Source organism: Streptomyces sp. NPDC048288 (assembly GCF_043201555.1).
Taxonomy (GTDB): domain Bacteria; phylum Actinomycetota; class Actinomycetes; order Streptomycetales; family Streptomycetaceae; genus Streptomyces.
The window spans coordinates 356,081-370,473 of sequence record NZ_JBICZD010000002.1; the positions used below are offsets into that span (position 1 = coordinate 356,081).

A 14,393-nucleotide genomic window follows, 5' to 3' on the forward strand; every position below is an offset into this window, starting at 1 on the left:
GTGCATCAAGCCTCGCGCTGGGTCAACAGACCTGAGTGGAGCAGACTCAAGTCTTATCCGTTCCTTACACGCAAGTGGCCGCTGACCTGCGAGGATTCCGGGCTCCCCCTCCTTCGGGGCCCATACACCGGCACCCGAAGGAGGAGGAGCACGAGACTGAAGGTGACGCAGGCGACGCAGGTGGCGGCGGTCCGCCCGATCCAGCCGCCGTGCACGAGCACCGCGACGAGCACCCCCGCGAAGGACGCGCCCCCGAGGACGATCGTCGCGCCCGGCGAGGCGAGCCCCAGCCGGCGCAGCCGGTGCGCGAGATGGTCGGGCCCGCGCCGCAGCACCGGCCGCCCGGCGAGCAGCCGCGACAGCAGGACGAGCAGGACGTCGGCGCCCGCGACGGCGGTGAGCGCGAACAGCACGCCCGCGCTGGCGAGGGGGTCGTACCCGGTCCTGGTCAGCAGGGCGGCGGCGGCCAGCACGAACCCGGCGAACAGCGAGCCGGTGGCGCCGAGGGCGATCCGCGCGGGATGCCAGTTGTGCATCAGGAAGCCGGTGAGCGCGGCGGCGAGCACGCTCAGCAGCACGGCGAGCCCGTCCATCATCTCCGCGGTGGCACAGGCCCCGGCCCCGAAGGCGGTCACCACCCCCACGGTCCCGGCCAGCCCGTCCGCGTGGTCGAGCCCCTTGAAGGCGACGGCGACGAAGGCGATCCAGCCGGTCCCGAGCACCCCGCCGGCGATCCCGAACTCCCCGTACGGCACCACGCAGGCGGCCGCCACCGCCGTACCGAGCAGCAGGAACCGGGTCTTCAGCCGCCAGACGTCGGCGACCAGGCCGAGCAGCGCCACGACTCCCCCGGCGATCAGCAGCCGCCCGACCCCGGTACCGAGCGGGGCGACCCCGGTCCACTCCCCGGCCCCCGCGACCAGACAGGTCGCCCCGACGACGGCGAGCCCGCCCAGCGCCGGCACGGGCCGCGCCCGCCTGCGGTCGACCAGGCCCAGCCGCAGCGCGGCCGGCCGGATCGACGCGGCGAGGACGGCGGCGAGCAGCAGGGCGGTGGTGGCGGCGGCGATCCCGTAGAGCACAGGTCCAAATTAGACCTGAATGTAACAATTCTGTACGAATAACACGATCGGGTTGTGGGGCCGGTGCAGAGGCAAGCCTCAGCGATCCAGATCACTCCGCACCTGGCTACAGTGCGAGTAAAGATGCGGGTAGTCTCAGACGGACTGCATAAGTTACCGCTTAGTAATTTCGCTTTGTAATTTCGAGAGACCTCGCAGGCCCGAGGAGCCCCCATGCAACTCGCCGCGATCATCGTGTCGCTGGTTCTGATCGTGGTCGGCGTGGCGTTGTTCGCCCGCGCCGTCCTGCAGATCTACAACTTCCTGCGGCTCGGCCAGAACGTGCCCGCCGGGACCCGCACCGACGAGCCCGTCCAGCGGACGGTCACGGTGGTCCGGGAGTTCCTCGGGCACACCCGGATGAACCGCTGGGGCATCGTCGGCGTCGCGCACTGGTTCGTCGCGGTCGGCTTCTTCTCCCTGCTGCTGACGATCGTCAACGCCGTCGGCCAGCTGTTCCAGGCCGACTGGATCCTGCCGGTCATCGGTGACTGGGCGCCGTACAACATGTTCGTCGAGTTCATCGGCACCATGACGGTCCTCGGCATCCTGGTGCTGATCGTCATCCGCCAGCTGAGCAAGCCGAACCGGCCGGGCCGCAAGTCCCGCTTCGCCGGCTCCAACTTCGGCCAGGCGTACTTCGTCGAGACGGTCATCCTGATCGTCGGTGTCTGCATCTTCACGCTGCACGCCCTGGAGGGCGCCCAGCACCACGTGGACTCCTACGAGGCGTCGTTCTTCATCTCGTACCCGGTGGTCTCCTGGTTCCGGGGCATGGACGTCTCCACGCTCCAGAACCTCACCTACTTCTTCGCCGGCCTGAAGATCGCCACCTCGTTCATCTGGATGATCGTGGTCGCCCTGAAGACCGACATGGGCGTCGCCTGGCACCGCTTCCTCGCCTTCCCGAACATCTGGTTCAAGCGGAACGCGACCGGTGAGACCTCGCTGGGCGCGCTGCTCCCGATGACCTCCGGCGGCAAGCCGATCGACTTCACCGACCCCGGTGACGACGACGTCTTCGGCGTCTCCCAGGTGGAGCAGTTCTCCTGGAAGGGCCTGCTCGACTTCTCGACCTGCACCGAGTGCGGTCGCTGCCAGTCGCAGTGCCCGGCCTGGAACACCGGCAAGCCGCTCTCCCCCAAGCTGCTGATCATGTCCCTGCGGGACAACGCGCACGCCAAGGCGCCCTACCTGCTGGCCGGTGGCGGCAAGACCGCCGAGGGCGAGGAGAAGGGCTCCGAGGAGCAGCTGGCCGGCGTGCCCGCCGCCGCCCTCGCGGAGGCCGAGCGGCCGCTGATCGGCACCGCCGAGGAGAACGGCGTCATCGACCCGGACGTGCTGTGGTCCTGCACCACCTGCGGCGCCTGCGTCGAGCAGTGCCCCGTCGACATCGAGCACGTCGACCACATCGTCGACATGCGCCGCTACCAGGTGATGATCGAGTCCGCGTTCCCGTCCGAGGCGGGCACGATGCTCAAGAACCTGGAGAAGAAGGGCAACCCCTGGGGCCTGGCGAAGAAGCAGCGCCTGGAGTGGCTCAAGGAGGTCGACTTCGAGGTCCCGGTCGTCGGCAAGGACATCGAGGACCTCACCGAGGTCGAGTACCTGTACTGGGTCGGCTGCGCCGGCTCCCTCGAAGACCGCGCCAAGAAGACCACCAAGGCCTTCGCGGAACTCCTGCACATCGCGGGCGTCAAGTTCGCGATCATGGGCGGCGACGAGAAGTGCACCGGCGACTCGGCGCGGCGACTCGGCAACGAGCCGCTGTTCCAGGAGCTGGGCATGGAGAACGTGGCCGCGCTGAACATGGCGTTCGGCGAGGACGACGAGGACCCGGCGACCAAGAAGCCCAAGTCGGCCAAGAAGATCGTCGCCACCTGCCCGCACTGCCTCAACACCATCGGCAACGAGTACCCGCAGCTCGGCGGCGACTACGAGGTCATCCACCACACCCAGCTGCTCCAGCACCTGGTGGACGAGGGCAAGCTGGTCCCGGTCACCCCGGTCGAGGGCATCATCACCTACCACGACCCCTGCTACCTGGGCCGCCACAACAAGATCTACACGCCGCCGCGCGAGATCATCGCCAGCGTCCCGGGCCTCAGGAACGAGGAGATGCACCGCCACAAGGAGCGCGGCTTCTGCTGCGGCGCCGGTGGTGCCCGGATGTGGATGGAGGAGCGGATCGGCAAGCGCATCAACAACGAGCGTGTCGACGAGGCTCTCTCCGTCAACCCGGACATCGTCTCCACGGCCTGCCCGTTCTGCCTGGTCATGCTGACCGACTCGGTCAACGGCAAGAAGAACGACGGCAAGGCCAAGGAGTCCATCACCGTCGTGGACGTGGCCCAGCTGCTCCTCGACTCCGTCAGGACGCCGGTCGACCCGGCGGGCGAGACGGAGCAGGAGAGCGCGCCGGAGCCGGAGCCGGTGAAGTAACCCGGTCTCCCGTTCGGACACGGAACGCCCCCCGGCCCAGTGCGGGCCGGGGGGCGTTCCGCTGTCCTACGGCGGCCGGACGGTCCCCCGTGCCGCCCGACCGGCCGTACGAGCGGGGACGCTACCGGTCCGGTGCCCGCGCGGTCTTGGAAGAATGTGCACTCACCGAACCGGCCGGTACTACTTCAGGCCGATCGCCGCGCAGGCCGACGCGTACTTCGGGGTGCAGATGTCGGCGACCGTGTAGACGCCGTCGGCGATCACCGTGTCCTTGATGTTGTCCTTGGTGAGGGCGACCACCGGCACGAGCGTCGCGGGGATGTCCTTGTCGGTCGGGCTGTCGACCTTGTCCTGGGCGAGCGCGTCGTACTGGATGTCCCGGCTCTGCACCTTGTACACCGCCATCTGCGCGGCGTCGGTGGCCTCGTCCAGGAAGGACTTGTACACGGTCATGTACTGCTCGCCCGAGACCACCCGCTGCACCGCGTCCAGGTTGGCGTCCTGTCCGGTCACCGGCGGGATCGTGGTGGCGCCCGCCTTCTTCATCGCGTCGATGACGGCGCCGGCCATGCCGTCGTTGGCGGAGTAGACGGCGGCGATCCTGCCGAGGCCGACGGCCCGGATGGCCTTCTTCATGTTCGCTTCCGCGACGGCCGGGGACCATTTGTCGGTGTCGTACTGCTCGGCGATGCGCACCTTGTTCTCGAGTTCGCCGAGGGCGCCCTCCTTGAACCGCGCGGTGTTGGGGTCCGCGGGGTCGCCGTTCATCATGACGATCTCGCTGGCGGCCGCCTTGCTGCCGAGGGCCTCGACGATGGCGCGGCCCTGGACCTCGCCGACGAGTTCGTTGTCGTGGGAGACGTAGGCGTCGATCGGGCCCTGGGCGAGCCGGTCGTAGGCGATGACGGGGATGCCGGCGTCCTTCGCCCTGCGCACGTCCGGTGCGATGGCCGCGGAGTCCAGCGCGTCCACCACGATGATGTCGACCTTCTTGGCCACCATCTGCTGGAACTGCCTGCTCTGGGTGGCCTGGTCCGCCTCGGCGTTGGCGTAGTCGACCGTGCCCTTGCCGTGGGTGAGGGTGGCGACCTCCTTCTTGAAGATGGGGTAGTCGAACGCCTCGAAGCGGGCCGTGTCCTTGTCGGGCAGCAGCAGTCCCACGGTGATGTCGTCCCGGTTGTTCGGGGACGTGGAGCTGTCGCTTCCGGTGATGCCGTCGAGGGCACCGCACGCGGTGAGCGTGAGGGCCGACGCGGAGGCGGCCAGGGCTAGGGCGAAACGGGGCACGTGGGCCCCGCGGAGGGCAGGAGTGCTCACATCAGGCGCCTTCCGGGTGGGGGGAGCGTGGTACGCGACCGATGATGTGAGGGAAGCAAACGCGCAACGGGCTCGCTACGTCAAGACGTATGGACAAGAAGCCCGTTGAGACGCCCTGGAGGCGCCGCGCCGGGGCTCAGGCGCCCACCGTCCCGTCGACGCCCTCGCGCAGCAGGTCGGCATGGCCGTTGTGGCGGCCGTACTCCAGGAGCACGTGCAGCATCACCATCCGCAGCGACACCTCCTCCTCCCACCTCGGCTGGTATCCGACCCGGTCCAGGGAGGCGGCCTCGCGTTCGATACGACGGGACTCGGCCACCTCGGCCTCCCAGGCGGCGAACGCCTCCGCCCGGGTGGACGCGCTCGCGTCGTACGCCACCTGGAAGTCCATCTCGTCGGACCACACCAGGGGGATGTCGTGGTCCTCGAACACCCGGCGGAACCAGGTGCGTTCCACCTCGGCCAGGTGCCGCACCAGTCCGAGCAGCGACAGCGTGGACGGCGGCATGGACCGCTGCCGCAGCTCCTCGTCGGTGAGCCCGGCGCACTTCATGGCGAGGGTGTCGCGGTGGTAGTCCAGGAAGGCCCGCAGCATGTCGCGTTCGCTGCCGAAATGGGGCGGTCCTGTGCGGTGGTCGCTGGTCACTGGGCGTGCTCCTGATCCGTTCGGGCTTCCGGGCAGGCGGCAAGTATCCCGGCGGGGCACGCGGCGGGAGCGCGCGGGGACCGGTCCGTCCGCCAAGTACCGTGTCGGTTGCGCGAGTTCACGGGTGGGATGTCGCCGGTGCGGCGGGATCCGGACGGGAACGCGACGGGAGGTGAACGGGGTCGGGGGCCGAAAACCTGGCCGCGACACACGTCTGCAGAAGGAGGATGCCGTGAGGCACCCGGAGGACAGCCCGGCCGACGAGTCGGTCCTGAACCGCATCAACCAGGAACTCGCCCGAGTCGGCGGCGGGGAGCCCCGGACAACGCGGGAGCCCTCGGAGGGCACCGAGTTCCTGATCACCACGGTCACCGAGAGCGGGATGCACCAGGTCGTCGACGTGGCCGCCCGGCGGCTCGGCAGCTCGGAGCCGTCCGAGGCGACCCCGGACGAACAGGTGGAACTCCGGTCGGTGGTACGGGCCCTGCTCGACCTGGCCGGACACAGCGCGGGGCCGGTGCGCACCTCGGTGGTGCTGCTCGCGGAGGGCCCGCGGGTGGTGGCGTGCAGCGGGCTCGTCCCCACCCCGCCGAGCGGCGGACGAACGGCCGGGTGAGCCGTTCCCGCGCCGGTCACCGGGCCCGGTATCGGCGGGGGAACGGTCCGGGAACGGCCGCCAGCAGCATCGGTGATGTCGAGAGCAGGACATCACAAGGGGGAACAAAACGATGCGTACCAAGCTGGCCGGACTGTTCGGGATGGTCGCGATGACGCTGGCGCTCGGACTGGGCGTGGCGGCCGGGCAGCACCCGGCGAACGACCGCCCCGCCGGGCACCAGGTGATCGCCGAGAACCAGGGCCCGACCGTCGTCACCGCGGCCTCCGGCAGCTGACCGCTCAGCGGCTCCGGCCGATCTCGGGCACGCCCATCGCGTCGAAGAGTCCGGCCGCCGCACCGGCGTGCTGCTCGGCCGCCGCGATGTCGCCGAGGGCCTCGCAGGCCCGGGAAAGGCCGACCAGGGCGTGCGCCTCCTCGATCCGGTAGCCGATGCCGGCGGCGGTCTTCAGGGCACTCTCGTGCAGCTCCAGCGCCCTGGCCGGATCGCCCTGCCGGGTGCAGAGCCGGCCGAGGATGTTCTCGGTCTTCACCTGCCGGATCGGCACCACGCTCGACCGGACCAGTTCCAGGGCGTTCTCCGCGAGGCGCGCGGCGTCCGCCGGGTTGCCCAGCCGGTGCTGGACGTCGGCGGACAGCGCGAGCAGGACGCCGACGTTGCCGGGATCGTGGGTCTGGTCGCTGATGCGCCGGGCCCGCTCCAGGCACTGCTGGGCCTCGGTGTACTTCTCCAGGCCCAGCAGGGCGAGGGCGAGATCGGTCACGGAGACGATCTCGTTCTCGCGGCTGCCGAGCTGCCGGTCGAGTTCCACGGCCCGCCGGGCCGCCTCCACCGCCTCCGGGTACCGGCCCCACTGCTCGTACAGGGTGCTGAGGATGGTCAGGCTCTCGGACTCCGAGCGCACGTTCTGCAGCTCCCGGCCGAGATCCACCGCCCGGACGAGGTGCGGCAGGGCCTCGTCGAAGCGGCCGAGCACGCTGTTGAGCAGGCCGAGGGTGGACTCCGAGTGCGCCTCGGTGTCCCGGTCGCTCAGCTCGGTCGCCACCGCCAGCGCCTCCCGGGCCACTTCGACGCCCTCCTCGAAGCGGCCCAGTTTCCAGCAGGCCACCCCCAGGTTCGACAGGCTCACGGCGAGCAGCACCAGGTCGCCGAGGCGGCGGGCCGCGTCGACCGCGCTGCGGCTCAGGTCGCGGAACTCGCTGATGTGGCCACGGGCGTTGAGGTAGAAGACCACGTTGCGGGTGAGCCACACCGCGTGCCGGTCGTAGCCCTGCGCCTGGGCCAGCGCGACCGCGCCGCTCAGCGCGGTGTGCTCCCGGGTGAACCAGGTGAGGGCCAGCCGGGCGTCGCCCAGGTCCGGCAGCTCGGCCCGGGTGGCCGGCAGACCGGTGGCCCGGCGCCGGCGGCCGGGGAAGAGAAGCTCGCAGGCCTGCTCGGCGGCGGTCAGGTAGTAGTCGAGCAGCCGCCCGACCGCCTCCTGGTCCTCCTCCTCGGTGGCCGGTCCGCGCAGACTGAGCGCGAAGCTGCGCACCAGGTCGTGGAAGGCGTACACCCCCACGTCCGGCTGCTGGACCAGGTGCACGTCGAGCAGGTGCTCCAGGATGTCCTCGGCGTCCCGGGTGTCCGTGCCGAGGAGCGCCGCGGCCGAGTGGACGTCGATGTCGGAGCCGGGGTGCAGCGCCAGCAGCCGGAAGGCGCTGCGGTACTCGGCCGCCGTCGTCTGGTACGACAGACGCAGGGTGGCCGCCACGCTCCGCTCGCCCAGGCTCAGTTCGTCCAGCCGCCGGGTCTCGTCGCGCAGCCGGTCCACCAGGTAACCGACCGTCCAGCGCGGCCGGTTGCGCAGCCGGGCGGTGGCCAGCCGCAGGGCGAGCGGCAGATGGCCGCAGAGCGTGGCCAGTTCGGCCGACGCCTCGGGCTCCGCCGCGACCCGTTCCGCGCCGAGCGTCGTCGACACCAGACCCACGCTGTCGTCGCTGGACATCACGCCGAGCGAGGTCCAGTCCGCCCCGTCGAGGTCCAGCAGCCGGCTGCGGCTGGTCACCAGCACCAGACAGCCCGGGGCCGGGGGCATCAGGAGGCGGACCTCGGCCGTGTCGGCCGCGTTGTCGAGCAGCAGGAGCAGCCGGCGGCCCAGCAGCGCGGCCCGCCAGGCGGCGGTACGGCCCTCCAGGTCGTCGGGGATCTGGTCGCCGGGGACACCGAGCGCCCGCAGCAGGGCGGCCAGCGCGGTCGCCGAGGTGACCGGCTGCTCGCCCGGGGTGTAGCCGCGCAGGTTGATGTACAGCTGGCCGTCGGGGTAGGCCTCGGCCAGCCGGTGGGCGACGCGGACGGCGAGCGCCGTCTTGCCGCAGCCGCCCATGCCGTCGATGGCGACGATCCCGGGCGCCCGGCCGCCGGAGCGCTGGGCGCAGTCGAGCAGTTCGCGCTGTTCCCGGTCGCGCCCGGAGAAGTCGGCCAGGTCGTAGGGGAGGGTGCAGGGCGCCTGCGCGGACACCGGGACGGGCGCCGGTGCCGGGGCCTCGGGCGGTACGGGGGCGGCCAGTTCGGGGCTCTCGCGGAGGATTCCCTCGTAGACCTGGGTGAGTTGCTGACTGGGATCGATGCCCAGCTCCTCGACCAGCAGGTCCCGGACCCGGGCGTACTCCTCCAGTGCCTCGGCCTGCCTGCCGGAACGATACAGCGCGAGCATCAGCTGGCGGCGGAGGTTCTCCCGCAGCGGGTACCTCGCCGTCAGGTCCCGCAGGTCGGCGACGAGTTCGGCGGCCTGGCCGAGGCCGAGGCACAGCTCGAAGAGCCGCTCGGCGGCGCCGACCCGCCGCTCGTCCAGGGCGGCGGCGGCCGCGGAGATCACCGGTCCCGCGACATCGGGCAGGACGGGGCCGCGCCACAGCTCCAGGGCCGTGCGCAGCGCCTCGATCGCCGCGGCCGGATCGCCCTGGTCGGCCGCGCCCCTGGCCCGCAGGACGAGGCCGGTGAACTCGGTCAGGTCGAGCTGGTCGTCGGCGAGGGCGACGCGGTAGCCGGGGCCGTCGGTGAGGACCACCTGGCTGCCGTCGGGTATGCGGCGGCGCAGGTCGGCGACCGCCTTGCGGACCTGGTGCGAGGCAGTGGCCGGCGGCTCCTCCTCCCAGGCCGCCTCGACCAGCCGGGAGACGGGAACGAGCCTGCCCGGCTCAAGCAGCAGGGTGGCGAGCACCCGTTCCTGGACCATCCCGCCGAGCCGGAGTCGGGTGTCTCCCGACCACACCTCCAGCGGTCCGAGCACGTTGAAACGCAGCCGGTTTTCGGCGTGTTGTCCCAGCAAGCCTCTTCCCCCTGTTTTCGTCCTCCCGGACCGCGCCGAGGCACAGGCGGTGGCCGTCCGGCCGGCTCTCCGACGGACCGGGCGGCACGCGGTACGGCTCGTGCGCCCCCCGCGCCGGATGCCCGACGGCACCGTCCGCGCCCTGCGCCCGCGTGGGCGCGACGAACCGGCAGGGGTCGGCCGCCACCACACCGCACACGGCGTCGAGCACGCCGTGTCGCATGTCCATGGCCGCCATCGGCTCCCCCCACCCCCGTGCCCGCCTGGTCACCCGGCGGAGCACAAATCCACGGAAGCATAACGCCTGGCGCGGCGAAGACCCCCTGTCCCGGCGCGCCGAAAAACCCTGTGCCCGGGCCCGGTGAGGGCCGCCCGCACGGCCGCGGGACCGGCCGGTACCGCACGGGGAAGGGATCGGGAACGGCTGGTCGGACCCTGCGGAGGCAGGCAGGAGAGGGCGCAGGCGCCCGGCGAACCCGAGGCGCGCCGCCCCCGACCATCCCAAGGAGCATGAGCGTGGGCAGACCGGAGAAACCACTGGCGCAGGACGCCGGACCGGCCACCGCCTTCGCCCTGGAGCTGCGCCGGCTCCGGGCCGCGGCGGGCTCCCCCAGTTACCGGGAGCTGGCGAGGCGGGCGCTGTTCTCGGCCTCGGTGCTCTCGGACGCGGCGGCCGGCTACCGGCTGCCCACCCTGCAGGTGGCCCTCGCGTTCGCCGAGGCCTGCGGCGGGGACCGGGCCGCCTGGGAGCGGCGCTGGCGGGCGGCGGCGGGCAGCGCGGGCGACGAACCGGCACCGGCCGCCGCCAAGACGGCACACCAGGCACCGGAACCGCGGCTGCGGGCCGCCGCCGTACGGGCCCTGCTGCCCGTGCCGGCCCAGCTGCCGACGGAACCGCGGCCGCTGGCGGGCCGGTCGGGCGAGCTGGCCGCGGCCCGCGCGCTGACGGCACCGGCCGACGGCCCGGTGCCGCCGCTGGTCATCCACGGCCAGACCGGGGCCGGCAAGTCCGCGCTCGCCCTGCGGCTGGCCCACGAGCTGGCCGCGGACCTGCCGGACGGGCAGCTGTACGTCGGCCTGGGCACGGCCGCCGACGGCCGCAAGGACGCGGCGGGCATCGCGGGCGGGCTGCTGCAGTCCCTCGGCATCCCGGCCGAGCACATCCCGAACGACCCCGCCCAGCGCATCGGCCTGTACCGCTCGGTGCTGGCCGAACGGCGCCTGCTGATCGTGTTCGACGGCACCCTCCAGGAGCGCCAGGTGCGCGACCTGCTGGTGGCCGGGGAGCACAGCAGGATCCTGGTCACCGCGCGGTCCCGGCTGCTCGGCCTGGACGGGGTACGGCGCCTCGCGCTGCCCGTCCTGGACCGGGACGAGTCGATGGAACTGCTCGCGGGCGTGCTGGGCGCCGAGCGGCTCCGCGGCGCCCCGCGGGCCGGCCTGCTGCTCGCGGAGGCCTGCGGTGACCTGCCCCTCGCCCTCACCCTCGCCGGCCGCCGCCTGGCCGCGCGCCCGGAGGCCCTGCTCCCCGAAGCGGTCGCCGAACTCGTCCGCGCCGACGGCCTGTCCGGACGGCTGCGGGTCGGCGACGAGACTCTCGTCGAGCGCTACGACGACTCCTACCGCCGCCTCACCCCCCGAGCCCGACTGATCCTGCACCGGTTCGCGACGTCCGGCGCCGCGCCGTCCGTGGACGGCGTCACCCACGCCTCGGCCACGGCGCTCGCGCAAGCGCTCGAACCGGCACGGGGACCAGCACAGGAGCCGACGCACGGACCGGAGTTCGGATCGCCGCACGGACCCGGGCACGGACACGTGCTGGGACCACCGCACGGACCGGCAGTCGGACCGATGCCGGGACCGCCCCACGGACCCGGCCTGGCGCCGCCCCACGGACCCGCGCACGGACCCGTGCTGGGACCGGCAGTCGGATCCGTGGGGGAACTGGTGGCGGAGTCGGTGGAGGAGGGGGTGGAGGACGTCCTCGAAGCCGTTGTCGACAGTGGGCTGCTGGAGCGTACCGATGTGCCCGGGCAGTACGGACTGCCACCGCTGGTAGGGCAGTTCGCACGCGCTCGGCCGGTCCCCGCGACGGACGCCCCGGACCCCGGACGGCACCGCCCGCCGGACGCCGCGGACCCCGGACGGCACCGGCCGCCGGACGTCCCGGACCCCGGACGGCACCGGCCGCCGGACGTCCCGGACGCCGGCCAGCGGCACCGTCCGGCCGACGAGCGCACCGGGCTCCCCCGGCACGACCGACCGTTTCCCGCCCTGAGACAGGAGACCTCAGCATGACCGCTCCCACCCCTCTCGACGCCCTCGCCGAGGAGGCCGTCGGTGTGCTTGCCGCCGAGGACCCGCTGGAGGACGCGCTCGAAGGCTGCCCGGAGACGGTCGGGCGGCTGGCCGACCCCTCATGGCAGGCGCAGTCGGAGCTGGCCGCGCGGGCGGCGACGCTCGCGACCCGGGCCGCCGCCGCGCCGGTCGCGGACGCCGTGGAGGAGGTGACCCGGGCGGTGGTGGTGCAGCAGGCCCGGGCGGTCGCCGACCGGCTGGGGACCCGGCTGGTCGAGCACACCGTCGCCGACTACCAGACCTCCCCGCTCGGCCGGCTGCTCGGCTCGCTGCCCGCGGTGCGCCCGGTGGGCGAGGAGCAGGAACGCGGCCATCTGGAGCGGCTGGCGGCGGTCCCCGGCTACCTGGCGAAGGCGGCCGAACGGCACCGCGAGGGGCTGCGGGCGGGACGGCTGCCCGTCGCCGAACGGGTCCGTACGGCGACGGACCGGCTGGACGCCTACCTCGCCGACCCGGCCGGGGACCCGCTGCGCGCCGTACCGCTGAGCGCACGTCACCACGCCGAGCGGGACCGGCTGATCGACGAGCGGGTGCGCCCGGCGTTCGCCGCCTACCGGGAGGCGCTGCACACGGACCTCGCCCCCCACGGACGGCCCCCGGAGCGCCCGGGGCTGTGCCATCTGCCCGACGGCGAGGAGCACTACGCCACCCTGGCCCGCGTCCACACCACCACCGACCGCTCCCCCAAGGAACTCCACGACACCGGGGTGGAGCTGCTCGCCCACCTGGAGGCGGAGTACGTGCCGGCCGGCGCACAGGCCTTCGGCGGGACGCCCAGCGCGGCCGAGATACGGGAACGGCTGCGCACGGACGCCCGGTTGCGGTGGAGCGGCGCCCCGGAGCTGCTCGCGGCCGCCCGGACCGCGATCGGCCGGGCCGAGCTGGCCGCGCACCGGCGGTTCGGACGGCTGCCCGCCGTGCCCTGCGCGCTGGACGGCGCCGAGGCACCGGGCGCGCCCCTGGCCTGGTACATGCCGGCCGCGCCGGACGGTTCCCGGCCGGGGACCTACCACGCCAACACCGCGCGGGCGACGGAGCGTTCACGGGTGCCGGCCGAGGCCACCGCCTTCCACGAGGCGGTGCCCGGCCACCATGTCCAGCTCTCCCTGGCCCAGGAGCTGACCGGGCTGCCCCGGCTGCGCCGGGTCGCCTGGATCAACGCCTACATCGAGGGCTGGGGGCTGTACGCGGAGCGGCTCGCCGACGAGATGGGGCTGTACTCGGGTCCGGTGGCCCGCCTCGGCATGCTGGCGATGGACTCGCTGCGGGCCGCCCGGCTGGTCGTGGACACCGGGCTGCACCACTTCGGCTGGAGCCGGGACCGGGCGGTGGCGTACCTGCGCGAGCACACCGTGCTGGCCGAGGCCGAGGTGCGGAACGAGACCGACCGCTACATCGAGTGGCCCGGCCAGGCGCTGTCGTACATGACGGGCCGGCTGGAGATCCAGCGCCTGCGCACCCGCGCGGCCCGGCGGCTGGGCCCGGCCTTCGACATCCGGGCCTTCCACGACCTGGTGCTCGGCAACGGCGCGCTGCCGCTGGACGTCCTGGACCAGGTGGTCGAGCGCTGGACGGCGACGACGGGCTGAACGGCCGCGCGGGGGGGGCGGCGGGGGGGGGGGGGGGGGGGGGGGGGGGGGGGGGGGGCCCGGGGGGGGCGCCCCCCGGCCCCCCGCCGCCGTGCTCAGCCGTGGAAGAGGCCGTCCACCTGGAAGAAGTCCAGCGATCCGGCCAGCTCCTCGTAGGTGCCGGAGCCGAGGAGTTCCAGCGTGGCGCGGCGGGCCGCCGTGTACGCGGCCTGGGTGATCGCGGTGCCGACGCTGATCCTGCGCACCCCGGCCTTGACCAGCTCGGCCACACCGGGCCCGCCCGGACCGGCCATGACGTTCACCGGCAGCGGGGAGCGGGCGGACAGCTCGCCGAGGACGGCCAGGTCGAGCAGGCCCGGCACGAAGATGCCGTCCGCGCCGGCGTCCGCGTACACGGCGGTACGGGCCAGCACGTCGTCGAGCCGGCCGGACTCCTCGCCGATGCCGAACAGGTACACGTCGGTGCGGACGTTGAGCAGCAGCTCGGGCAGTCCGGCGGCGGCCGCGGCGGTGCGCGCCGCCGCGATCCGCGCCGCCTGCTCCTCGGGCGTGAACAGCGGGCCGCCGGGGGCCTTGGAGTCCTCCAGGTTGGCGCCCACCGCGCCGGCGGCGACCACCGCGGTGACCGTCTTCGCCACCTCCTCGGGGGCCGCGCCGTAGCCGGCCTCGATGTCCACGGTCACCGGGACGTCGACGGCGGCGGCGATCCGCGCGGCGGCGGCGATCATCTCGTCCCGGCCGGCCTGCTCGCCGTCGCCCCGGCCGAGCGACCAGGCGACACCGCCGCTGGTGGTGCCGATCGCGAGGGCGCCCGCCGCGGCGATCACGGCGGCGCTGCCCGCGTCCCAGGCGTTGGGCAGCACGAGGACGGAGTCGCTGCCGAGCGCCCGCAGCCGCTCGGCCTTGTCCCTGGTGCTCTGGTCAACTGTCATGGTTTCTCGGTGCCTTTCACTGGGGTCACAGCTCGCTGCTGCGGTACGGACGACGATCGCGACG

10 protein-coding genes are annotated in these 14,393 nt (G+C 73.1%); 5 read left to right on the forward strand and 5 right to left on the reverse strand.

The genetic code is table 11. The features are described 5' to 3' along the window. Positions 1–53: 53 nt before the first annotated feature. The gene (locus tag ACGFZS_RS07950; RefSeq protein WP_393794367.1) at positions 54–1,082 is read right to left on the reverse strand and encodes an MraY family glycosyltransferase; all 1,029 of its coding nucleotides are present in this window, start codon (positions 1,080–1,082) and stop codon (positions 54–56) included. 213 nt (positions 1,083–1,295) lie between these two features. Between ACGFZS_RS07950 and ACGFZS_RS07955 the strand changes: the two genes are divergently transcribed. Further along, entirely contained in the window at positions 1,296–3,563 is a 2,268-nt protein-coding gene (locus ACGFZS_RS07955) for a (Fe-S)-binding protein (RefSeq protein WP_393794368.1), read from the forward strand. 180 nt (positions 3,564–3,743) lie between these two features. Here the strand turns inward: ACGFZS_RS07955 and ACGFZS_RS07960 are convergent, their stop codons facing one another. Continuing rightward, the gene (locus tag ACGFZS_RS07960; protein ID WP_393660222.1) at positions 3,744–4,880 is read right to left on the reverse strand and encodes a sugar ABC transporter substrate-binding protein; all 1,137 of its coding nucleotides are present in this window, start codon (positions 4,878–4,880) and stop codon (positions 3,744–3,746) included. Positions 4,881–5,016: 136 nt separating this feature from the next. Continuing rightward, the gene (locus ACGFZS_RS07965; protein WP_393794369.1) at positions 5,017–5,526 is read right to left on the reverse strand and encodes a DinB family protein; all 510 of its coding nucleotides are present in this window, start codon (positions 5,524–5,526) and stop codon (positions 5,017–5,019) included. A gap of 232 nt (positions 5,527–5,758) precedes the next feature. Here ACGFZS_RS07965 and ACGFZS_RS07970 point away from each other — a divergent pair, with 232 nt between their 5' ends. Both ACGFZS_RS07970 and ACGFZS_RS07975 read left to right on the forward strand, forming a co-directional pair. Next, positions 5,759–6,142, forward strand: a complete 384-nt coding sequence (locus ACGFZS_RS07970; protein ID WP_393794370.1) for a hypothetical protein — start codon at positions 5,759–5,761, stop codon at positions 6,140–6,142. A 112-nt stretch (positions 6,143–6,254) separates the two neighbouring features. Next, positions 6,255–6,419: a hypothetical protein gene (locus ACGFZS_RS07975; protein WP_393794371.1), complete on the forward strand. Its 165-nt coding sequence runs from the start codon at positions 6,255–6,257 to the stop codon at positions 6,417–6,419. A gap of 4 nt (positions 6,420–6,423) precedes the next feature. On the opposite strand, the gene ACGFZS_RS07980 is transcribed toward ACGFZS_RS07975, so the two are convergent. Next, positions 6,424–9,450, reverse strand: a complete 3,027-nt coding sequence (locus ACGFZS_RS07980; RefSeq protein ID WP_393794372.1) for a BTAD domain-containing putative transcriptional regulator — start codon at positions 9,448–9,450, stop codon at positions 6,424–6,426. A 510-nt stretch (positions 9,451–9,960) separates the two neighbouring features. Here ACGFZS_RS07980 and ACGFZS_RS07985 point away from each other — a divergent pair. Further along, positions 9,961–11,748, forward strand: coding sequence for an NB-ARC domain-containing protein (locus ACGFZS_RS07985; RefSeq protein WP_393794373.1), 1,788 nt, complete (start codon positions 9,961–9,963; stop codon positions 11,746–11,748). Next, positions 11,745–13,397, forward strand: coding sequence for a DUF885 domain-containing protein (locus ACGFZS_RS07990; RefSeq protein ID WP_393794374.1), 1,653 nt, complete (start codon positions 11,745–11,747; stop codon positions 13,395–13,397). The genes ACGFZS_RS07985 and ACGFZS_RS07990 overlap by 4 nt, the downstream gene beginning before the upstream one ends. Positions 13,398–13,492: 95 nt before the next feature. Here the strand turns inward: ACGFZS_RS07990 and ACGFZS_RS07995 are convergent, their stop codons facing one another. Further along, positions 13,493–14,329 (reverse strand): isocitrate lyase/phosphoenolpyruvate mutase family protein, encoded by an 837-nt coding sequence (locus ACGFZS_RS07995; protein WP_393794375.1) that lies wholly within the window; start codon positions 14,327–14,329, stop codon positions 13,493–13,495. Positions 14,330–14,393 lie beyond the last annotated feature (64 nt).